Below are 22352 nucleotides of genomic sequence, written 5' to 3'. Positions count from 1 at the left end.
CACCATGAAAATTGTAGCTATTCGTGCTTATATCAAGTATTTGAAACTTACCAAACCTTATACAATTGCTTACAGTACATTTTCAGATGTTCAACTCGTATTTTTAGAAATAGAATTAGCAAATGGAATTGTCGGCGTAGGTTCGGCAAGTCCTGCCGAGGAGGTTGTTGGTGAAAATCCAGCTCAAACTTTAGCTTCCCTACAAACTGATTTTGTTCAAAAATTAGTAGGACGTGATATTCGACATTTTCAGAAAATTATCTTTGAATCGCAACAGTATTTTGGGTATTTGCCTGGCACTCTGGCAGCGATTGATTTAGCACTTCATGATGCTTTTTGCCAATACTTAGCAATTCCAGTAGTTGATTTTTATGGCAGAAAGATAGAGGCTTTGCCAACTTCTGTTACCATCGGTATCAAGAGCGTGGAAGATACCTTGTTAGAAGCAAAAGAGTATCTGGAGGCAGGTTTTACAACACTAAAAGTAAAAACTGGTTTGGATTGGCACGAAGACATAGAAAGAATTGTCGCACTTCGCAAATCGTTTGGCAATGCTATAACAATCCGAGTAGATGCCAACCAAGGATATGATATAGATACGCTTCTAAAATGGCTTGAACATACGCAAAGTCTCGCTATTGAATTGGTAGAGCAACCCGTAGCGGTTGGAGAAGAAAAGAGCTTGTATCAAACCTTAGATTATGCCACAGGAATTGCTGCAGATGAAAGCTTGAAGGATGCGAACTATGCCATCAAGTTTGCTGCTGAACCCAAAAGGTTTGGTATTTTTAATATCAAACTGATGAAATGTGGAGGACTTTTACCTGCCTTAGAAATAGCCCAAATTGCCAAAAATGCGGGAATTAGTCTATTTTGGGGTTGTAACGATGAAAGCATTGCCAGCATCACAGCAGCATTACATCTCGCCTACGCTTGTCCCAACACAAAATATCTTGACCTAGATGGCAGTTTTGACTTGGCTGAGGACTTGGTAACAGGAGGTTTTGAAGTCAAAAACGGTTTAATGTATCTTAATGAAAAAAGTGGATTTGGGTTTTCTTTATTAAAGCTATAAATAGGAGGGAGAATCTCTAAAAAGCACCATAAATACGATGAATTGGCTTGTTTTCTGACATATTTACAGAACTCTAAAGCGAATACTACAAAAAACTCAAAACTCAGCATTCCTAACTCAGCACTCAACTATGTCTCTTCTACAACCCAAAATAGGACTTCGTTCGGCAAGCTTGCTTGTAGTAAGCGTGATTGTTGGTTCGGGTGTTTTCAAAAAAATAGCCCCAATGTCAGCCGAATTAGGCTCGCCTTGGTTGGTGTTATTGTGTTGGGTAGTTGCAGGGCTTATTACTTTGGCTGGGGCACTGACGACGGCTGAAATGGCAAGTCTTTTTCCTGATTCAGGAGGGGAGTATCAGTATTACCGAAAAGTCTACAATCCATTTTTTGCATTTTTGTACGGTTGGGGCAATTTTACAGTAATGAAAACAGCCTCAATTGCCGCCTTAGCCTATGTGTTTGCAGAATCCTTTTATTCAATTTTTGCCAAAAATTTACCGCTATACTTCATCGAGGCTTCCATATTAATCAAAATTATAGCTACGCTTTTGGTTGCTTCGTTAACGTATGTCAACTACAAAGGATTAACTATTGCTGAGAAATTGAGTAACAGCCTGACGTTTTTGATGTTTTTGTCAGTAGGAATTTTTGTTTTTTGGGGACTATGGAGCCCTCAGGGTTCATGGGAAAACTTAAGCCATTCGTCATCTCTTGAAATTTATCAAAATCGTACCGCTGGCACTTGGATAAAAGCCTTATTTGCAGCTTGTCTTGGCGCATTTTGGGGATATGAAGGTTGGAATCATATAGGATTTATTGGAGAGGAGGTCAAATCTCCCCAAAAGAATTTACCCTTAGCACTGACTTTTGGTACGCTATCGGTTATTTTAATTTATGTATCGCTCAATCTAGTATATCTACGGATACTACCGATTGAGGCATTTATTCAAATGAATGAAAATCCTAACACCATTGCAGCCATTGAAGTTGCCAAGGTGATGATAGGACCCATCGGAACGATCTTATTGGCGTGTTTAATTTTGCTTACTACGCTAAACGCCACCAATGGCACTATTCTGATGTCGGCAAGGTTGTTTTATGCCATGGGCAGAGATAAGCTGTTTTTTAAGCAAACTTCACATATTCACCCACAATATCAAACCCCTTCTTATGCCTTGTTATTGCAAGCTTTATGGTCGGTGTTACTGATTTGGTCTGGTAGTTTCGACCAACTGACCGATATGTTGGTATTTGCCTCCTTTATTTATTATGGCGCCACGGCATACGGCGTTATATTGCTTCGACAGAAAGAACCTACGCTCGAACGGGTCTACAAAGTAGTGGGCTATCCCTATATACCCATGATTTTTATCTTGTTTTGTTTGGTATTAGTTACAGTCACGTTGTTTACTCAACCCGTACAGGCTTTTTCTGGCTTAGCGTTAATTGCCTCAGGAATACCTTTTTATTTTTACTGGAATAAGATAGAACGTAAAGGCTAATCATATTGATGCGTATTGCTGAAATTTTCACATCGGCATTGTGAAAAAAATATAATAAAAGACTTTTTTATCTTTTATTAATGATTTATCTTTGTTGCGTTAATTAACAATAGTAGTTATGTTTTCTAAAACTTGTGAATATGCTATCAAGGCCTGTATTTACATTGCTTCTCAGTCTTTAGTACAAAAAAGGGTGGGGATAAAAGATATTGCCCAAGCCATCGAATCACCTGAGGCTTTTACTGGAAAAATCATGCAGGTTTTATCCAAGAATCATATTGTAGATTCGGTAAAAGGACCGCATGGCGGATTTGAAATTCCTGAATCGGCAATGAAGGAGAAAAAGTTGGCTGAAGTAGTACGTGCAATGGATGGCGATGATATTTTCAAAAGTTGTGGATTAGGACTTAAGGAGTGTTCCGGAGCAAATCCTTGTCCTTTACATCGTCAATTTGCTAAAATTAGAGCAGACATTACCAAGCTTCTTGAAACGACCACACTCTTTGATGTGGCTACAGGTCTGGCTGATGGCTTAACTTTTTTGAAGCGATAGACTTTTTGGGTGAGTGTCTATAAATCATTGGAATTTTTGTAAATGGTATTCCTACGGATTGGATGAAAAACTGTTTATGAGTAATCATTATGTCTTTGGCAAATCACCATGTAATCATTTTCTTTAAAACACATTTTTTTAATTATATAAAAGATTAAAAGGTCTTTTATTCTTCATTGTAAGATTATGGCAAGTGCAAAAACTATAGAAATCGTAAAGGCTACCGTGCCTGTATTGGCTGTTCATGGAGAGGCAATTACGAAAACTTTTTACCAGTTGTTATTTGAAAGAAATCCTTCTCTCAAAAATGTGTTTAATATGACACACCAAGTACATGGAACACAACCACGTGCTTTGGCGAATGCGGTTTACGCTTATGCTGCCAATATTGAAAATCCTGCGGTTTTGGCAAAAGCAATCACACAAATTACACAGAAACATACCAGTTTATCAGTTACCCCTGAGATGTATAATATTGTGGGAACCAATTTATTGGAAGCTATCAAGATAGTTTTGGGAGATGCAGCAACTGATGATATCATTAATGCTTGGGCAGAGGCTTATCAAGAGTTAGCCAATTTGTTGATAGGTATCGAAGAAAATATCTATCAAGAAGCTGAGAAAGCGGAGGGTGGTTACCGAGGACAGAAAAGCTATACGATTGTCAAAAAAGAGGAGGATTCGAGTATCATTACAAGTTTCTATCTGAAGCCTTCTGATAATACAGCTATTCCAACCTTCAAAGCAGGGCAATATGTGGCTGTAAATGTCAGTATTCCACGCGCTGAGCATACGCATACTCGTAATTATAGTTTGTCTGGTTGTACTACTCAAAATACTTTAAGAATTTCGGTTAAAAAGGAAACAGGTAATCCAGCAGGTGTTGTTTCAAATTATTTACATGAAAAAGCGCAGGTAGGAGATACCATCAATTTGGGAATTCCTGCAGGTGAATTTGTATTAGAACCAACGCAAAAACCAATCGTTTTGATTGCTGGTGGTGTTGGTATTACACCGTTGATGAGTATGTATATGCACTTATTTCATCACGCCGAAAACGAAGTTTTGTTTATTCAATGTGCTAAAAATGGAGCTGTTCACGCTTTTGACCAAAGAAGTCGTCAGTTGGCAGATAAAAAGAAAAGCTTGAAGGTGATTTCCATTTATGATGAGCCATCCGCGACTGACCAACCAAATTATCAAGGTTTACTTACGTCTGAAATCCTTGAAGCAAATATCTCTTCACTTGATGCTGAATATTATTTCTGTGGTCCAGTACCATTTATGAAACAAGTCAAACAAATGCTTTTAGCCTTAGAAATTCCAGAAGGGCAATTACATTATGAGTTTTTTGGTCCAAGTGGAGATTTGTAGAGAAATAGTAAAATGAATATGATATAGCTGTTTATTTGGAAATTTTTCTGAGTCTTATCTAATGTTTCAGCTCCGTAGGAACGAAAGTTTGGTAGTAAAGAATCATTTCCTGCAGTATTATAAAGAGCGCCTTAGGTGCGACAGATTTCCATATAATTGGCTTTCTGTCGCACCTAAGGCGCTTTAAAAAGATAGTAACTTCCTAGTTCAAGACTTAGTTTCGAACTAACTTTTGCCTTTGTTCCTTCCTAACTATGCCCTTCCAATTAGTTCAACTTAAAAGTCACTCCGTTGATTTGCTGAAGCTCCTCCAAGAATTCATTATTGGGAGAAATTTTATTTTTCCTTGAAAGCATAGTAACCTCAACTTTGTCTTCAGGGTCTACAACTTTTACCGAAACACTACACGTACCTTGGTGTTTAAGGAAAAGTTGATTCAAAGAATCCACAATCATAGCGTTTACAGACTGCAATCCTAGTGTAATGCTGAGTTCTTTGGTGTATTTATCCCTAATTTCAGAAAGCAACTGCATACTCATAGGCTTGTATTCCCAATCGTCAGGTTTGCCCCAACGGTTGCGAACGGTACCTCTCACATACAAGAATCTATCTTGTGACACATATTTTGATAAGTTGACAAAATCCTCCCCAAAAAGCGCAAACTCATAACTACCATTATAGTCTTCTAGTGTGAACAACATAAATGGATTTCCATTTTTAGAATATCGTTCCACTACTTTCGTGACAATTCCTCCAACACTCACTTCTTTTCCTCTGTATGCAGGGTCCATTACTTTATCCAAAGTGGTGGTACAAAAACTATCCAACTCAAGTCGATATGTATCGAGTGGGTGACCAGAGATATAGATACCCACGACGTCCTTTTCGAACTTTAATCGCTCCATTTGCGACCATTTTTCGATACTTGGAATTTTAGGTTTGGCAATATCTGCTCCACCACCTTCACCCAGCATTCCAAATAATGATGCTTGTGCCGAAGAAGCTATTTCAGAAGATTTGTTGGCATAACGGATAATTTTTTCAATAAAAGTAGAGCCTTCACTTTCTTCAAAATAGATAGCACGGTGAATTTCTGGATAGCAGTCAAAAGCACCTGCATACGCTAAACTTTCGAGCGTTTTCTTGTTTACGGTACGCAAATTTACACGAGTCACAAAGTCATAAATATCCTTGTAAGGACCATTTTTGTCTCGCTCCTCGATGATTGATTCTACAGCCGCATCACCAGTTCCTTTAATAGCACCCAAACCAAAGCGAATTTCTCCTTTTTTGTTTACGGCAAAAGAACGGTAAGATTCATTGATGTCTGGTCCCAATACAGGCAATCCCATACGCTTACACTCTTCCATAAAGAATGTAATCTTTTCAATGTTGCCTAAAGAGTTAGACATCACCGCAGCCATGTATTCCGAAGGATAGTGGGCTTTCAAATAACCAGTTTGGTAGGCTACAAAAGCATAACAAGTCGAGTGAGATTTGTTGAAGGCGTATTGAGCAAAGGCTTCCCAGTCTGTCCAGATTTTATTGAGTTTGTCTTCTGGATGCCCTTTTTCTTTGGCACCATCCACAAACTTACTTTTCATTTTATCAAGCGTGTAACGGTCTTTTTTACCCATCGCTTTTCTCAGAACGTCGGCATCTCCTTTTGAAAATCCTGCTAATTTCTGAGACAAAAGCATCACCTGCTCTTGATAAACGGTAATTCCATAGGTATCCGCCAAGTATTCCTCCATGTCGGGCAAATCGTAAGAGATTTCCTCACGACCATGTTTACGAGCAATAAAGTTGGGAATATAGGCAATTGGACCAGGACGATACAAGGCGTTCATGGCAATCAAATCCGAGAATTGATCGGGCTTTAGATCCAATAAGTGCTTTTGCATCCCACCAGATTCAAATTGGAAGGTAGCGTTTGTTTCGCCTCTTTGATATAATTCGTAAGTTTTTACGTCATCAAGAGGAATGGTATCTAAATCAATCTCAACACCATAATTTTGTTTAATCAAACGAAGAGCTTCCTTGAGGATAGATAGGGTCTTCAGACCCAAAAAGTCCATTTTGATTACCCCTGCATCTTCAATGATTTTTCCTTCAAATTGGGTAATCAATAAGTTTACTTCTTTTGAAGTAGCAACAGGCAAGATTTCTGTTAAATCTTTGGGTGCAATAATAATCCCAGCAGCATGAATACCCGTACCACGTACAGAACCTTCCAAAACCAAGGCTTCTTCTAAGACTTTTGAACGCAAAGAACCTTCTCGACGTATTTCACGGAGCTTCTTAACGTTTTCAATGTCTTCAGCTTGTAATTGTTCTTTTTCAGCAAGTGATTTTTCCCCAATTAATGGAGCGTTCATTACCCTATTCAAACTAGTACCAGGCTTGTCAGGGACTAATTTTGCCAGCTCATTGGATTCATTCAGTGGCAAATCCATTACACGAGCTACGTCTTTGATAGACATTTTGGCAGCCATTGTACCATACGTTACAATGTGCGCAACTTGCTGTTTACCATATTTATCTACTACATAATCAATCACCTTTTGGCGACCTTCATCATCAAAGTCCGTATCAATATCGGGCATTGATTTACGGTCAGGATTTAAGAAACGCTCAAATAGGAGGTTGTATTTAATCGGGTCAATATTGGTAATACCGATACAGTACGCCACCGCCGAACCAGCCGCCGAACCACGACCAGGTCCTACAAATACGCCTAAGTCTCGACCTGCATTGATGAAATCTTGTACAATCAAGAAGTAACCTGCAAATCCCATCGTTCTAACTACGTGCAACTCAAACGCCAAACGTTCTTTAATGTGAGGTTCCTCCCAGTTTTCACCATAGCGATTACGAGCGCCTTCCCATGTCAAATGTTCGAGGTAATCATCTTGAGAAACAAAACCAGCTGGAATTTGATAGTTAGGAAGCAAAATATCTTGCTTCAATTTCAAATGGTCACACTTGCCAACGATTTCGTTGGTATTGTCAATTGCCTCTGGAATATGACTCCAAAGGTCAGTCATTTCTTGTGTTGACTTAAAATAAAATTGGTCATTATAAAAAGCAAAACGCTTTCCCTTCACGCTTTCGCCATCATCTACATCCTTGTAAGTTGGCGTAGATTGCTTTTCACCAGTGTTGATACAAAGCAAAATATCGTGGGCGTTGGCATCTTTTTGGTCGAGATAATGCGAGTCATTCGACGCAATAACTTTTACGTTATATTTCTTCGCAAACTTTAACAAAACCTCATTGACCTTCAACTGGTCAGGAATTTCATGGTTTTGTACCTCGATATAATAGTCTTCACCAAATAAATCCAGCCACCATTTGAACTCTTTCTCTGCTTCTTCTTCACCGTGTCTCAAAATGGCTTGAGGAACAGACGCACCGATACAGCATGTAGTGGCAATTAACCCTTCATGGTATTGTAGAATCAACTCTTTATCAATACGAGGATATTTACCGTATAAACCCTCGATGTAGCCCAATGAACATAGTTTTACCAAGTTTTCATAACCTTTACGGTTTTTGGCAAGCATCAATTGGTGATTACGACGGTCTTTTTGTTCTTTGGAGAAAGCTTTTTTGTGACGATCGTCCACGACATAAAACTCGCAACCTACGATAGGTTTTACGTCTCCATGTTTTCCAGCTTCGGCCACAAATTGGAAAGCTCCAAACATATTTCCGTGGTCGGTAATGGCCACAGCAGGCATATTATCAGCCTTGGCTTTGGCAAAAAGCCCCGAAATTTTTGAAGCTCCATCAAGTAAGGAGTACTGCGTATGACAGTGTAAGTGACTAAATTGCATAATTTCTAAAAGTAATATTGGCAAAGAAATGGTTTAAAGAAACCTATTTCAAAATTAATTTCATTTCTACAACAACTGAATATCTGGTTCTTCGTGGTCAAAGAAAATTACGTTCAGGTAATCCAAATAAGGTTTTAATATCTTACAGGTTTCAGTTACCTGTTCCACAAAGTTGGGCGAAAGCACCTCTTCATTGGTGAATTTTTTCCAGAAAAACATTTGTTTCCATTTCAATAACTCAATTTCTGGATGGTTTTTATCATAACCTTTTGGAGACGTTTTTACTTTCTCACCTTCGGGCGTTCCAAAGGTTTTGACAAAAAGAGGGTCAAAGATAATACCTTTTAAACTTTCTGGACTAAAATCTATTTCTTGACGAAAAGCGGCGAGTTGCTCGGCAGTTGGCGAATACATACCTCCTCCAAGGAATGAACCACCATTTTCGATATGTAAATAGTAATCCATTTTCCCAGACTTGCGACCGCCTTCCGAAAAACTAGCTGAGAGCCATGTTTTGTAAGGATCTTTGTTTGCCGAAAAGCGTACATCACGGGCAATTCGGTAATTACAGTCTTTAATTTTTACGCCAGATAGATTTTCGAATGTTCCAATACTATTAATTAATTCTTGGATACTTTCTTCAAAACTTGCTTTTACTCCGTCATATTCTTTCTTGTTGGCGTGAAACCATTCTCGGTTGTTGTTGATTTTGAGTTGATTAAGGAAGTCAAAAGTTTGTTGAGTAATGGCCATGTGTTTACTTTTTATAGATTTGTATCAGTTCTTATTTGTGAAGTTACTCAAAATGTTCAAACCATGATTTGACGGATTGGAGGAATTTGTGGAATTTTGTATAAAAATGGACTCGAAGCTTGCGAAGGCTTCAATATCACAAAGAACCAATTAATCCTTCTAGCATGAGAATACTAACAGGCATTCAAGCATCGGGGCGTCCACATTTGGGAAATATTTTGGGAGCGATTCGCCCAGCCGTAGCCTTGTCTAAAGAACCAAATAATGAATCATTTTTGTTCATTGCCGACTTACATACTTTAACAAGTTTGAAAGATGGTGATGCACTTCGTCAAAATACTTATGCTATTGCAGCTGCATGGTTGGCTTGCGGATTTGACCCTGAGAAAAACTTTTTCTATCGTCAATCAAGATTGGCTGGTTATCATACCGAATTGATGTGGTATCTTAATTGCTTTACGCCATTCCCAATGTTGGCAAATGCCCATAGCTTTAAAGAGAAATCTGAAAAGTTGGCAAGTGTCAATGCAGGTTTGTTTACCTACCCAGTTTTACAGGCAGCAGATATCGTTTTATATGATGCACATTTGGTGCCCGTAGGAAAAGACCAACGTCAGCACCTTGAAATGACACGTGATATTGCTTCGGCATTTAATCGTCAGTATGAGGAGGAGGTTTTGGTGCTTCCAGAGGCAAGAATCGACGAGTCAGTTATGACGATTCCTGGGATTGATGGGCAAAAGATGAGTAAATCTTATGGCAACTTTATAGATGTGTTTTTACCAGAAAAGGAATTATTGAAAGTTGTTAAGAAAATTGTAACAGATACCACCCCTTTAGAGGAACCTAAAAATCCAGATACTTGTAACGTTTTCAAATTGTACGAATTAGTAGCAACAGCTGAAGAAATTGCCTCAATGCGTGAAAAATATTTGGCAGGTGGCTTTGGCTACGGTCATGCCAAACAAGCATTGCATGAGGTGTTAGTTCGTGAGTTTGCTGAAGAAAGACGTTTGTTTGAATATTACATGAACAACTTAGACGAACTAGAAGCAAAATTGAAAATCGGAGAAGCCAAAGCAGAAGAAATTGCTAAAGCAACGATTGAGCGTGTGCGTAAAGTTTTAAGATTTATTTAAAATACCAAACCGTGTCAAGTGAGTGCTGAATTGTGAGTGCTGAGTTTTGAGTGTATTTGTTAACGTCTAAATACTCAAATTCACAACTAGCACTTTACGAAGTTATAAAAACCATTTATTTCGGATATCGGATGTTGGATTTCGGAAGTGTAGACTTCTATATTTTGTAAAAAATAAAGATATTTTACTTTATTTCCGAAATCCCAAATCTGCAATAGTTGAGAATCCTTCGTACAGCACTCATACCTACTTAATTTTGACACGGTTAATTTTCTCCTTATCCATCTGTTTCAGATAAGAATAGCCTCATATTTATGTTAGAAGCGCTCAAATCATTAGATACACAAGCCTTTCTTTTGTTGAATGGTATTCATCATCCTGTCATGGACAGTTTTATGAGTTTGATGACCAATAAATTTACATGGATTCCCTTGTATCTTTTTTTTCTCTATTTTATTTTTAAACAAGAAGGGAAGTCAGGCTGGAAGATACTTGTTGCTATACTATTGTGTATTTTGATTTCAGACCAAGTTTGTTCTGGTTTGTTAAAACCTTGGGTCGCTAGATTACGACCTTGTCATGAGCCTAGTTTAGCCAGTGTGATACATTTGGTAGGAGGTTGTGGAGGACAGTATGGGTTTTGTAGCTCTCATGCCGCCAATAGTTTTACGTTGGCTGTTTTTTTCTATTTGATCTACGGGAAAAGCCAAAATTGGGTCAAATTTTTATTTCCTTGGGCAATAATTGTAAGTTACAGTCGTATCTATGTTGGAGTTCATTACCCTGGCGATGTAATTTGTGGAGCTTTAATTGGCTCAATTGCAGCTTATGGAGTAGTTAAAGTGTTTCAGAACATTCAGAGCTCAAAATAGTTTACTCTTTAACAATACTCAATATTTGATAATCTATGAAAATGCTCATTAACCTCTTTGGAATCGGCTTTATTTTGTTGTTTTCTCATTTTTATAAAACAGAAAGTACCTCTGTCGAAGGAATGTGGCTCACAGCAGATAAGCTTTCCAAAATTCAAATCTATGAAGAAAACGGAAAGTATCATGGAAAGATAGCTTGGCTTAAACAACCTTCGGTTAACGGAAAACCTGTTTTGGATACCAAAAATCAAGATGAGTCATTGCGCAATAAACCCATGTTGGGATTGATTTTGTTGAAAAACTTTATTGCAGAATCAAAGAATACTTGGAGAAACGGGACTATATATGACCCGAGAAGTGGGAAAACGTACGACTGTGTTTTAACACTCAAAAACAGTAATACCTTAGATGTAAGAGGATATATTGGCAAACCAATTTTTGGTAAGTCGGTTACCTTTACAAGGGAATAACCTCTAGATTGAGTGAATTGAGTGATTATTTTTTATAAATGTATTGCTTCTAACCATGGGTTATCACGAATTTAAGCATCAAAAAAGGGGGTGGAAAAAATTTTCAACCCCCTTTTGATATTTCTATGCTGTATGATTCGCATGTACATTTTTAAAATAATCACAAATCACTCAATCAGCACTCACTCAATTCAAACAAAGTACCTTACATTTCCAACAAAAACTTCATGGTATCTACACCATCGGCATAATCTGCCAATTTCGGACATTGTGCATCTCCGAAGGGAACTGAATTAGGATACCAACCATCTTTTGCAACGATACACTGAATTTTTTCCTCATGAACAGCCAACTTTTCTGTCAAATCTTGTTCGTTTTCATATTCCTCATAGAAAATAACAGAGATAGGAGAGACCAAATTTTCACTTGGTGTAGCTACCAAGAAGCCATTGTCGAAATGTTTTACCCCATTAATCAAATAAATAGACTTATTATAGTCGTAATTATTTTTGTATTTATGATTCAAGAAAATGTCTCCTAATGGCTCAATAGCATCATAGAAACTAATGAACTCATAACCTTTCGGTACATACAATTTAGAAACATTGCGACAACCCAATCCAAAGTAAGAGGTAATATCTTTTCCTAGTGCCAAAAACTCTTCAGTTGTTTCGTCACCCTTGATAATACCTAACGAACTACGGTTTTTACGAATAATATGTGGTTTATTACGGAAGTAATATTCAAAATAACGAGCGGTATTGTCTGAGCCAGTTGCAATCAAAGCATCTACATTTTTCATTTGCTCAGCAAATTCAATCGGAAGTGCTGGTGCAAACTCTAACAATTTAGAGATCAGCCCTCTCATTAAAGCGGTATCCTGCGAACTAAGTTTTACTACACAGATATTACCAGAAATCAACACACAGAATAAATCATGAAAGCCTACCGCAGGTATATTGCCAGCCATGATTAAGCCTACACGTTGAGGATTAGGGTTTTCGCTTGGGATTTGATAATTACCAATCCATTGGCGAATAGCCGTTTCATCCAAGAAGTAATTAGCGATAGCCTCAATAGCCGAGCGGGTATTTTCTGGAGTAAACCAGTTGTTTTGATGGTATGCTAAATCTACCCAAAGTTCAATTTCTGATTGATTTTTTGAGTCTTTCAAAAAGCGTCCAAGCGCCAAAAAAGCCTCAATTTTTGCTTCTAATGTCATAATCATTCGATAATTTTCACAAAGGTAATCAAAAAGAGGAAATAAAATTTTTACAATAGTCTTCAAACTATCTAGTCTATTCGCTGTTTACTTATTAAATTTGCGTTTAGTTATCAGTTATCAAAACCATTATCAATAAATTTTGAATTTAGCGCGATAATCTTTTCCGATTAACCGATAGCCATAAACCGATAACGTTTTAATCAATTATTTAAAAAGCTATGGCAATTATTATCACTGAGGAGTGTATCAACTGTGGAGCCTGCGAGCCAGAATGCCCAAACACTGCAATCTATGAGGGTGGTGTAGAGTGGACTTGGTCAGGTGGGACAAAATTGGTCGATGTTGAATTGGAAGACGGTACTGTTATCAACGGTAAAGAACCAATGGCTCCGGTTTCTGACGAGTTTTACTATATAGTATCCGATAAATGTACTGAATGTATGGGATTCCACGAAGAACCACAATGTGCAGCTGTTTGTCCAGTTGACTGTTGTGTTCCAGACCCAGAGTATGTGGAAGACGAAGAAACTTTGTTGGCTAAAAAAGCATGGTTACATGCTGAATAACATGGTATAGTACAATTGTACTGAAAGGCTCTAAGCCCCGATTTCTTTCGAAATCGGGGCTTTTTTGTTAGAAAAATGCAAAAAAATATTGAAATGTGCAAAAAATAATATTTGGTATATTAGTCGTTTTGCCAAATAAGTTTAAAAACGAACTAGTTTGTTTATTTTTTATGTAAAAAGTGATATTATTGGTTTATAAAAAGATTGATTTTGGATTATTTTTTGAAAAATAGCAAAAAATAGGTTTAAAAATTATCTAAAAAATTTGGATTAATGATTTTTACCTATAATATTTGCACTGTAATCAAGCATTAATAATTAATCAATTAACCAAATAATATTATGAAAAAGACTTTAACGGCATTATTTTCTTTGTTTTTAGCAGTTCCTGCATTTTCTCAAGATAAGGAAGAAGATAAAGGTAAGTTTACATTCTCTGGATACATTGATTCTTACTATTTATCAAACTTCAATAATCCTAGAGATATGAAGAACACAGGTGCTTCTGGTACAGCTAGAGCATTTGATCAAAAAACTGGTTTCTCTTTAGGTTTGGCTCAAACGAAGATTGGATACTCGACAAGCAAATCTGATGTTGTTTTAGACTTGACATTCGGTCCGAACGCTGACTTAGGAAACTACGGAAACAATATTGGTCCATTAGGAAAAGACGGATCTTCTTCTTTGATTATCAAACAAGCTTATTTCAACTGGAAGGCTACAGATAAATTTACTTTAACAGCTGGTCAGTTTGGTACACATATTGGTTATGAAGTAATCGATGCTCCAGCTAACTACCACTACTCGCTTTCTAACTTATTCAACAATGGTCCATTCTACCATGTAGGTGTTAAAGCTGCTTACGCAGTGTCTGACAAATTTGCGTTGATGGGTGGTATCGTAAGTGGTGTTGACCAATTGTATAGCAACAACAACAAGCCAGGTTTGATTGCACAAGTATTTGTTCAACCAACAGCAGGATGGAATGTATATGTAAACGGTATTACTATTAACCGTAACTCAAAAGATCCAGTAACAGGCGTAACTCCAACAGGAACTTATAACTTGTTAGATTTGACTACAACTTACCAAGTTACTGACAAATTCTTGTTCGGTTTGAACGCAGCAACTGGTGAGCAAGGTGGTAAAACATGGGGCGGTATCGCTTTGTATCCTAAATATGACTTCTCAAGTACGTTTAGCTTAGGTGCACGTTACGAATCATTCTCAAACAAAGACGGTGTAACTGCTTTGATCGATGCAAAAGGAAATGGTGTTAGTGTAAATTCATTCACAATCACTCCAACTTTCACAGTAGCTGATGGTCATTTGTTATTGAAACCAGAATTCAGAGTTGACTCTTATGATAAAAACTTCTTCGTAGATGGTGACGGAAAAGACACTAAATCTCAGTCAACATTCACTTGGGCAATGATTTACAAATTCTAATTACGATATTATAACTAAGTCAGGAATATCTATCCCTTTATTCCTGACTTAATTTAAGATAATTGTCCGACGGCAACGTTTGACATTCTCTGAAAACAAAATCCATAAACCCTAAAACTTTTAGTATCATGACACAACAAAAACCAACTTGGATCCCAATGTTGATCCTCTTGGCAATTGCGCTTTTTGCTGCCTTTGGTGTTCCAACTCCAGGTCCTGCTGTAACAGAAGGTCTTGACACTGGTGACATCGCATGGATGTTAGTATCTGCAGGTCTTGTATTATTAATGACCCCAGGTTTGGCTTACTTCTATGGTGGTATGGTTAACCACAAAAACGTAATCTCAACAATGTTGCAATCATTCATTGCGATGGGCGTAATCACATTGATTTGGGTAATTTTCGGTTTCTCATTAGCTTTTGGTAGCTCAATCAATGGTCTTATTGGAAACCCATTTGAATATGCTTTCTTCAAAGGTGTATTTGATGGTAAACCTTGGTCATTAGCTCCAACGATTCCGTTTGCTTTGTTTGCATTTTTCCAAATGAAGTTCGCTGTAATCACTCCAGCTTTGATTTCAGGTGCTTTGGCTGAACGTATCAACTTCCGTGCTTTTGTATTGTTCATGGTATTGTTCTGTGTGGTAGTATATGCTCCATTAGCTCACTGGACATGGCACCCAGATGGTTGGTTGTTCAAATATGGTGTTCTTGACTTCGCAGGTGGTACTGTAGTACACATGTCAGCAGGTTGGGCAGCTTTAGCAGGTGCTATTTACTTGAAACGTCGTAAATCACACGTAGAAGCAAACATCCTTCCTCCAGCAAACATCCCTTACGTATTGTTAGGTACAGGTTTATTATGGTTCGGTTGGTTTGGTTTCAACGCTGGTTCAGCAGTAGGTGCAGGTGCTTTAGCAGTTTCAGCATTCGCAACAACACACGTAGCGGCAGCTTCAGCAGGTTTGTCTTGGATATTGTTTGATGTAACACGTGGACGCAAAGTATCAGCATTAGGTTTCTCAATCGGTGCAGTAGTTGGTCTAGTAGCAATCACGCCAGCATCTGGTTTCGTTTCTGTTCCAGCGGCTATCTTCATCGGTACAGTTTCGGCAATCGTTTCAAACATCGCTGCACACTGGAGAGCTAACTCTAAATTGGATGATACATTAGACGTATTCCCTTGCCATGGTACTGGTGGTATGATGGGTATGTTGTTGACAGGTTTGTTTGCTTCAAAAGCAATCAACGGAGCTGTAGCTGAAGAAGGTCTATTCATCGGTGGCGACGCTTCATTGTTCATCAAACACATCGTTGCATTGGTTGTAGTATCAGCATTCGCTTTCTTAGCATCTTACGCATTGTTGTTCATCACAGACAAAATTATTCCATTGCGTGTAACAGAAGAAGAAGAAAGAGTTGGTTTGGATATCTCACAACACGACGAATCTTTAGTAGAAGTTTAGGATTAATAACTATACAAGCATGACCACAAGTAATGGTTCTTGTGGTTTTGTTTCAGAAAAAATGCCCTCAGACTATGTCAGAGGGCATTTTGTTGTTATATACACCACCACATTTTCGAATTGTCACTAAAGTGTCAGTAAAATGTCAGTAAAGTGTCAGTTGCAGTTAAAAAAAAGAATGGAAAAGGACTCAAATTTTCAAAGCCATTTACTATCAGAACCAACCCTCGTAAAGACCCAAAACGTGAACGGTTGGTATGTGAATGTATGTATTGGTTGTAAGTTTTGGATGTCTCTAAGCAATCCTACTAATCGATTCATTTACTTTGGCTCGCTAGTTGGTTGATTATTCAATTTTTCTACCATTTTCGCTCCTTTTTTCCGATATTTGCAGATATAGAGAACAGAAACTTATTTTATATTCGATGAATTTGGTTTACAGATTTTGCTTTTATGGAAGCGTTTGAGCCGATGTGATGAAGATGTTATTAGTATGAATTTTACAGCAATAGATTTTGAAACTGCCAATAATAGTAAAAGTAGTGCGTGTGCTTTGGGTGCAGTCAAAGTCGAAAATGGCGTGATTACTGAGAGAAAAGAATGGTTGATTCGTCCCGAACCGTTTGAGGTGGGGTACTATCAATTCCGTGTGCATGGTTTGTCGGCAGAATTGTTGGAAGAGCAACCAACCTTCGATCAAGTATGGCCAGAAATTAAGCCCTATCTCGAAAATACTACTTTAGTGGCTCATAATGGGAAATTTGATTTTGGAGTTTTAAGTACTGTTCTAGAATTATATGGTATTCCGCCAATTAGATATGCTTCTTTGTGTTCGCTGGAGTTGTCAAAAAAGATTTGGAAAGAAGAACCGGGCTATGGCTTGAATACACTCGCTACAAACAAACTCAACCACCGTTTTAACCACCATAATGCGATGGAAGATGCAGAGGTAAGCGCATTATTGTTATTAAGAATGGCTGAAGAAATTGGAACGAATGATGTATATGAGATTATGGCTTCCTATACGCCTTCGCGCCCAAGGTTTTACAAGAAAAGAAAATTTCCTAAAAGTGGAAACCCTTGATAATCTACTGAATATAAAGGATAGAATGGGTAATTGAACAATTTGGAGAAAATTCGCTTATTGTTAGTATTATTCTAAGAATATTAATTATCTTTGCAGACCACAAGTTTGGTTTCTTGTGGTTTTGTTTTGTTATAAGAAAAGGCTGCTCAACTCTGAACAGCCTTTTTTGTTTTAATGACTTTCGAATAATACTTCCGCTTCTTGAACCTCTACTAGCATTTTTTCATTAATGCTTACCAAGGCAACTTGCTTAGTTTCATTGATTAAGAGTGGGTCATACTTGGCTGTCACTCGAACATAATTCTCGGTAAAGCCTTGCATTTGTCCATCTTCTACATCTTCTTCAAATAGTACTTCAAAGCTTTTTCCTAATTGTTGCTCATAGAAATATCGACGTTTTTTGTCTGATAATATATGTAACATTTTCGAACGTTCAGCACGTTTGCTTTGTGGAACTACAGGTTTTATGGTCAAAGCGGTAGTGTTTTCACGCTCAGAATAGGTAAATACATGCAAATAACTAATCGGAAGTTCGTTCAAGAAGTTATAGGTTTCCAAAAACTCTTCCTCTGTTTCGCCTGGGTGACCTACAATGACATCGACACCAATACAACAGTCTGGCATGAGTTCTTTGATTTTTTGAACTCTATCAACGTACAGTTCTCTTTTGTATCGACGACGCATCAAGCCCAATACTTTGTTGGATCCCGATTGTAATGGTATATGAAAGTGCGGAACAAAGCGTTTTGACTGCGCTACGAATGCGATAATTTCATCCGTCAACAAGTTGGGTTCGATAGACGAGATTCTAAAGCGGTTGATTCCCTCTACTTCGTCGAGTGCTTTGACCAAATCGAAGAAGGTTTCTTCTCTATTACCATTGCGCAAACCAAAATCTCCGATGTTTACACCTGTCAATACAATTTCTTTCACACCGCTTGCTGCAATTTCTTGCGCTGCCTTTACCACATTGGCAATACTGTCTGAACGACTGGCTCCACGTGCCAAGGGAATGGTACAATAAGCACACGGGTAATCACAACCATCTTGTACTTTCAAGAAGGTACGAGTACGGTCATTCAAAGAATAGGAGGTATGATAATCAATTGCCTCTTCGATATTTTGATTATAAACCTTGGCCTTTTGTCCGTTTGGTTCTTTTACAAAACCATCCAATAAATCAATCAATTGAAACTTTTCAGCGGCACCCAAAACAGCATCAACTCCTTCAATATCAGCGATTTCTTGAGGCTTCAATTGCGCGTAACAACCAATAATAGTCACGTAGCCATCAGGGTTGATTTTGTTGGCTTCCTTGACAATTTTCTTACATTTCTTGTCGGCATTTTCAGTAACCGAACAAGTATTGATGATAAATATATCGGGTTTTTGATTGAACTCTACTTTTTCATACCCTTTTGATTCAAACATTCGGGAAATCGTTGACGTCTCCGAATAGTTCAATTTACAGCCTAAGGTATAAAAGGCTACTTTCTTTTTATCCGTATGATTCTCAGTGTTTTGCATAAATCTTTTTAGAAATCTATTTGGCAAAGTTACAGCTATAAATTCAAAAATGCTTGAAATGATAGCTGAAGATATGCTTTTCCTTGTTTTACAAGGTTTGAATCGACTTTTCCTGAGGTTTCGATAAGGTTTTTTCCTTGATTGTCAAAAGCAAAATTTCCACTTGGAGCTACCCACCCGAAACCATCATTGAAAACATAATATGCCGATGGTTGATAATTTTGTTGAAATATATTTTTAGACCATTGATACGCTGGATTACTCTTACGAAGTTGAGCTAATAGAGTAGCCACCAAATCATTTTGAGAACAAATGACATCGATTACTTTTCCTTTTACCTTCAATGCTCCACCAGTCCAAACCATTGGAATATGAAAATTGTCTATTTTTTTATCGTCATTAGGTAATGGATGTCCATGATCTGCCACAATAATGACGATGGTATTTTTCCACCAGTCTTGTTTTTTTGCTTCTGCAATAAATTTACCTAGGCTTTTATCGGTATAATGATGTGCATTGATAAACTTATCCTTCATATCATCGCCTTTAAAAACCGTTTCCATAGGTACTTCAAAGGGTTCGTGGCTACTTAAGGTAAAATAATTGACAAAAAATGGTTCTTTTTGACCATTCAAATCATGTAATAGACGATTAAAGACTACATGGTCGTGTGCGCCCCATTTGGAGTTCATATCCTTTGGATCAAAGTTTTCTTTGGTAATCAATTGGTCAAATTCGCCCGCCAACATATAAGATTTAATATTGGCAAATTCTGGCTCGCCACCATAATACCATGCTGTACGATATCCCTGTTTTTTGAAATCCTGACTTAAAATCGGCAAATGAGCCGTTTTCTTTGGCATAGTCATGACACTTGCCGTTGGTTGTGCTGGAAATGCGCTTAAAATGGCAATTAGTCCTTTATCTGAACGGTCACCACTAGCAAAACAGTTCCTGAAAAGGATACCTTCATCAGCAATTTTACCTAATTCTGGCAAAACACCTTTCAACCCGCCAGTTTTATCAAATACTTTTGCCGTAAGACTTTCCCATGTAATGATTAAAATATTGGGTTTTGTAATCGTAGTATCTATGACATATTCAGTCGTTTTCGAACTATTTTGAAGGGTAATTGATACCTCTTTTTCTGCCTCCTTTATCGGTAAATATTGATAAGGGTTTCCTTTGTCGGCTGTTTTATTAAACCAAGAATCTGCAAAATTCCAAAGGGGATTAATGGCTGCATGATTCGCAAATAGCTTATTAGAGAAATATACTGCACTTTGATTGATAGGTGCTAATTGAAGTCCTCCTCGAATTGGAATGATTAAAGCCGCCGCAAAAAAAAGCACAATTGGGAAGTTGAGCCATGGAAGTTTTTCAAATCGTAGTTTTTGAAAAAGAAAATGAAAGGCAAAAATGGAAATGATACTAATCACTACCCAAATAAAAATTAACAATCCAATCGGCGAAGCCCCAGCCGAAGCCATCATCTCATCAGGATTGCTCAAATACATCAAAGGAGTTGCATCTATCCTGAATCCCCATGCACGATAAAGTTCCAAATCTATGGTAACAATCAAGGTACAAATGATGACACATAAATAGGTAAAGTATTTGACAAAACTCAAAACAGGTTTTTGAATTTTGGGATTGATCGAAAATGCTAATAAGGTAAAGGGTAAAATACTGAGGTAAGCAGCAAATGAGGCATCTAAGCGAAGACCAACTACAAAGATTTTTAGTTGGGTCCAGCTATCGAGTGCGTGGAATTTATTGAAATGATAAAGAACGAAAACTTCTTTGCTGATGATAAAGTAGATAATCCAATAAAGGTAATATCTCATTAAAAAGTACAATCTATCTAACACGGCCTATAAATTTTTCCGCAAAGGTACGTCCATTTTATAAATATTTTGGAAGTGTGAGCAAATAAAAAAGCCCACCTTTTGGGTGGGCTTTAGATATATCATAATGCTGATTAAACATTAGCAGTTTTAACAGTTTTGATGATACGAGCTGCCACTTTGTATGGATCAGCAGCAGAGTTTGGACGACGGTCTTCCAACCAGCCTTTCCAACCTTTTTCAACTGCAGCGATTGGGATACGGATAGAAGCACCACGGTCAGATACACCAAATGAGAATTGGTCAATTGACTGAGTTTCGTGCTTACCTGTCAAACGCAAGTGGTTGTCAGCGCCATATACAGCGATGTGTTCTGCAACGTAAGGACGGAATGATTCGCAAATAACTTCGTAAGTTTCTTTGCTACCGCATGTACGCAATACAGTGTTAGAGAAGTTAGCGTGCATACCTGAACCGTTCCAGTCTGTTGCGCCTAGAGGCTTACAGTGCCAGTTGATAGCTACGTTATATTTTTCACCTAGTCTTTCCAACAAATAACGAGCAACCCAAATTTGGTCACCAGCTTCTTTTGCACCTTTAGCAAAAATTTGGAATTCCCATTGACCAGCAGCAACTTCAGCGTTGATACCTTCAACGTTCAAACCAGCGTCCAAACAGATGTCTAAGTGCTCTTCAACGATATCACGACCGTAAGCATTTTTAGCACCTACTGAACAGTAGTATGGACCTTGTGGAGCTGGGTAACCGTTAGCTGGGAAGCCAAGAGGTTTATCAGTTTCTAAGTTCCACAAGAAATATTCTTGTTCAAAACCGAACCAGAAATCGTTGTCATCGTCTTCGATAGTTGCACGACCGTTAGATTCGTGTGGAGTACCGTCAGCGTTCAAAACTTCGCACATAACCAAGTACGCATCTCTACGAGCAGGGTCAGCACAAATATATACAGGTTTCAATAAACAGTCAGATGAACCACCAGGGGCTTGCTCAGTTGATGAACCGTCGAATGACCACATATCGCAGTCTTCTAATTTTCCACTAAAATTGTTTTCAATTTTAGTTTTGCTACGTAGACTCTGAGTTGGTTTGTATCCATCTAACCAGATATACTCAAGTTTTGATTTTGCCATGATAATTTAACTGATTTTTATTGATTGGTTAATTATTTCGTAATTCTTGGTACAAATATAAACTAGTTTATAAGAAAAATACAAAAAAAATTTCAAAAAAGATTTAAAATTTAACCTGTTTGATTGCATTCGTCAGTTTTAAGTAAAAAACACTATCTGCATAAATGCCTAAATTCTTCTTATTGCGAATTATATTTTGTGATATTCAAAAGTACAAGATATAATTTTGCCATAAAAGAAAAATGCAAAATAATTTCGATATTTATTGAAATAATACAATTTTTTCTTAAAAGATTTTATTTTGAATTCATTTGATGGTTTGTACTTAAGCCTGAATTGATGATTTTTTCATTTTTTTTCAGAATACTAGATGTTTTTTAAACTACTTTTAAAGTAATAATGCAATTATTATAGATATAGTATATGTATAATAGACTAGATTTTACAGAAAAGTTAAAACC

At 37.5% G+C, this 22352-nt stretch carries 17 protein-coding genes; 11 read left to right on the top strand and 6 right to left on the bottom strand.

What is annotated here, in order from left to right; translation table 11 throughout:
• Positions 1-4: 4 nt before the first annotated feature.
• The 4 genes from QM481_RS04715 to hmpA all read left to right on the top strand — a co-directional run bounded on the left by QM481_RS04715 (position 5) and on the right by hmpA (position 4503).
• On the top strand, positions 5-1075 hold the full coding sequence (locus tag QM481_RS04715; protein ID WP_283380825.1) for a mandelate racemase/muconate lactonizing enzyme family protein: 1071 nt from the start codon (positions 5-7) through the stop codon (positions 1073-1075).
• 130 nt (positions 1076-1205) lie between these two features.
• Complete coding sequence (locus QM481_RS04710) at positions 1206-2576, top strand: APC family permease (RefSeq protein WP_283380824.1); 1371 nt, start codon at positions 1206-1208, stop codon at positions 2574-2576.
• 118 nt (positions 2577-2694) lie between these two features.
• Positions 2695-3129, top strand: a complete 435-nt coding sequence (locus QM481_RS04705) for an RrF2 family transcriptional regulator (RefSeq protein ID WP_166552199.1) — start codon at positions 2695-2697, stop codon at positions 3127-3129.
• A gap of 186 nt (positions 3130-3315) precedes the next feature.
• Positions 3316-4503 carry an NO-inducible flavohemoprotein gene (gene hmpA / locus QM481_RS04700; protein ID WP_283380823.1) on the top strand — a complete coding sequence of 396 codons (1188 nt, stop codon included), beginning with the start codon at positions 3316-3318 and terminating at the stop codon, positions 4501-4503.
• A gap of 266 nt (positions 4504-4769) precedes the next feature.
• Here the strand turns inward: hmpA and dnaE are convergent, their stop codons facing one another.
• Positions 4770-8342: a DNA polymerase III subunit alpha gene (dnaE, locus tag QM481_RS04695; protein ID WP_283380822.1), complete on the bottom strand. Its 3573-nt coding sequence runs from the start codon at positions 8340-8342 to the stop codon at positions 4770-4772.
• A 66-nt stretch (positions 8343-8408) separates the two neighbouring features.
• Positions 8409-9095 (bottom strand): DUF2461 domain-containing protein, encoded by a 687-nt coding sequence (locus QM481_RS04690; RefSeq protein WP_283327240.1) that lies wholly within the window; start codon positions 9093-9095, stop codon positions 8409-8411.
• Between the two features lie 164 nt (positions 9096-9259).
• On the opposite strand from QM481_RS04690, the gene trpS reads away from it, so the two are divergent.
• The 3 genes from trpS (at position 9260) to QM481_RS04675 (ending at position 11576) form a co-directional block, all read left to right on the top strand.
• The gene (gene trpS / locus QM481_RS04685) at positions 9260-10234 is read left to right on the top strand and encodes a tryptophan--tRNA ligase (protein WP_166552197.1); all 975 of its coding nucleotides are present in this window, start codon (positions 9260-9262) and stop codon (positions 10232-10234) included.
• A gap of 314 nt (positions 10235-10548) precedes the next feature.
• Complete coding sequence (locus QM481_RS04680) at positions 10549-11106, top strand: phosphatase PAP2 family protein (RefSeq protein ID WP_283380821.1); 558 nt, start codon at positions 10549-10551, stop codon at positions 11104-11106.
• A gap of 35 nt (positions 11107-11141) precedes the next feature.
• Positions 11142-11576 carry a DUF2147 domain-containing protein gene (locus tag QM481_RS04675; protein WP_283380820.1) on the top strand — a complete coding sequence of 145 codons (435 nt, stop codon included), beginning with the start codon at positions 11142-11144 and terminating at the stop codon, positions 11574-11576.
• Positions 11577-11781: 205 nt separating this feature from the next.
• Here QM481_RS04675 and QM481_RS04670 read toward each other — a convergent pair whose 3' ends face one another.
• Positions 11782-12798: an aldehyde dehydrogenase family protein gene (locus tag QM481_RS04670; RefSeq protein ID WP_283380819.1), complete on the bottom strand. Its 1017-nt coding sequence runs from the start codon at positions 12796-12798 to the stop codon at positions 11782-11784.
• A gap of 221 nt (positions 12799-13019) precedes the next feature.
• On the opposite strand from QM481_RS04670, the gene QM481_RS04665 reads away from it, so the two are divergent.
• The 4 genes from QM481_RS04665 (at position 13020) to QM481_RS04650 (ending at position 17366) form a co-directional block, all read left to right on the top strand.
• Entirely contained in the window at positions 13020-13367 is a 348-nt protein-coding gene (locus QM481_RS04665; RefSeq protein WP_095165955.1) for a 4Fe-4S dicluster domain-containing protein, read from the top strand.
• Between the two features lie 342 nt (positions 13368-13709).
• The gene (locus tag QM481_RS04660) at positions 13710-14816 is read left to right on the top strand and encodes a porin (protein ID WP_283380818.1); all 1107 of its coding nucleotides are present in this window, start codon (positions 13710-13712) and stop codon (positions 14814-14816) included.
• Between the two features lie 128 nt (positions 14817-14944).
• Positions 14945-16282, top strand: a complete 1338-nt coding sequence (locus QM481_RS04655) for an ammonium transporter (protein ID WP_283380817.1) — start codon at positions 14945-14947, stop codon at positions 16280-16282.
• 493 nt (positions 16283-16775) lie between these two features.
• Positions 16776-17366 (top strand): 3'-5' exonuclease, encoded by a 591-nt coding sequence (locus QM481_RS04650; protein ID WP_283380816.1) that lies wholly within the window; start codon positions 16776-16778, stop codon positions 17364-17366.
• 174 nt (positions 17367-17540) lie between these two features.
• On the opposite strand, the gene mtaB is transcribed toward QM481_RS04650, so the two are convergent.
• From mtaB to QM481_RS04635, 3 genes are all read right to left on the bottom strand, one after another.
• Positions 17541-18896: a tRNA (N(6)-L-threonylcarbamoyladenosine(37)-C(2))-methylthiotransferase MtaB gene (gene mtaB, locus QM481_RS04645; protein WP_283380815.1), complete on the bottom strand. Its 1356-nt coding sequence runs from the start codon at positions 18894-18896 to the stop codon at positions 17541-17543.
• Positions 18897-18931: 35 nt separating this feature from the next.
• A complete protein-coding gene (locus tag QM481_RS04640) occupies positions 18932-20743 on the bottom strand; it encodes an LTA synthase family protein (RefSeq protein WP_283380814.1) in 1812 nt (603 codons plus the stop codon).
• Positions 20744-20877: 134 nt separating this feature from the next.
• A complete protein-coding gene (locus tag QM481_RS04635; RefSeq protein ID WP_166552187.1) occupies positions 20878-21891 on the bottom strand; it encodes a glutamine synthetase beta-grasp domain-containing protein in 1014 nt (337 codons plus the stop codon).
• Between the last annotated feature and the right edge of the window lie 461 nt (positions 21892-22352).

It is taken from the genome of Flectobacillus rivi, assembly GCF_030056655.1.
GTDB classification, from domain to species: Bacteria; Bacteroidota; Bacteroidia; order Cytophagales; family Spirosomataceae; genus Flectobacillus; species Flectobacillus rivi.
The sequence above is the reverse complement of the archived record's forward strand: the minus strand, read 5'-3'. Positions and strand labels throughout refer to the sequence as shown.

Coding starts and splice junctions, on each gene's coding strand:
- QM481_RS04650 (WP_283380816.1), top strand. CDS start 16,776: ATGAATTTTACAGCAATAGATTTTGAAACTGCCAATAATAGTAAAAGT.
- QM481_RS04670 (WP_283380819.1), bottom strand. CDS start 12,798: ATGACATTAGAAGCAAAAATTGAGGCTTTTTTGGCGCTTGGACGCTTT.
- trpS (WP_166552197.1), top strand. CDS start 9,260: ATGAGAATACTAACAGGCATTCAAGCATCGGGGCGTCCACATTTGGGA.
- QM481_RS04690 (WP_283327240.1), bottom strand. CDS start 9,095: ATGGCCATTACTCAACAAACTTTTGACTTCCTTAATCAACTCAAAATC.
- mtaB (WP_283380815.1), bottom strand. CDS start 18,896: ATGCAAAACACTGAGAATCATACGGATAAAAAGAAAGTAGCCTTTTAT.
- QM481_RS04665 (WP_095165955.1), top strand. CDS start 13,020: ATGGCAATTATTATCACTGAGGAGTGTATCAACTGTGGAGCCTGCGAG.
- QM481_RS04705 (WP_166552199.1), top strand. CDS start 2,695: ATGTTTTCTAAAACTTGTGAATATGCTATCAAGGCCTGTATTTACATT.
- hmpA (WP_283380823.1), top strand. CDS start 3,316: ATGGCAAGTGCAAAAACTATAGAAATCGTAAAGGCTACCGTGCCTGTA.
- QM481_RS04715 (WP_283380825.1), top strand. CDS start 5: ATGAAAATTGTAGCTATTCGTGCTTATATCAAGTATTTGAAACTTACC.
- QM481_RS04680 (WP_283380821.1), top strand. CDS start 10,549: ATGTTAGAAGCGCTCAAATCATTAGATACACAAGCCTTTCTTTTGTTG.
- QM481_RS04660 (WP_283380818.1), top strand. CDS start 13,710: ATGAAAAAGACTTTAACGGCATTATTTTCTTTGTTTTTAGCAGTTCCT.
- QM481_RS04710 (WP_283380824.1), top strand. CDS start 1,206: ATGTCTCTTCTACAACCCAAAATAGGACTTCGTTCGGCAAGCTTGCTT.
- dnaE (WP_283380822.1), bottom strand. CDS start 8,342: ATGCAATTTAGTCACTTACACTGTCATACGCAGTACTCCTTACTTGAT.
- QM481_RS04635 (WP_166552187.1), bottom strand. CDS start 21,891: ATGGCAAAATCAAAACTTGAGTATATCTGGTTAGATGGATACAAACCA.
- QM481_RS04655 (WP_283380817.1), top strand. CDS start 14,945: ATGACACAACAAAAACCAACTTGGATCCCAATGTTGATCCTCTTGGCA.
- QM481_RS04675 (WP_283380820.1), top strand. CDS start 11,142: ATGAAAATGCTCATTAACCTCTTTGGAATCGGCTTTATTTTGTTGTTT.
- QM481_RS04640 (WP_283380814.1), bottom strand. CDS start 20,743: ATGAGATATTACCTTTATTGGATTATCTACTTTATCATCAGCAAAGAA.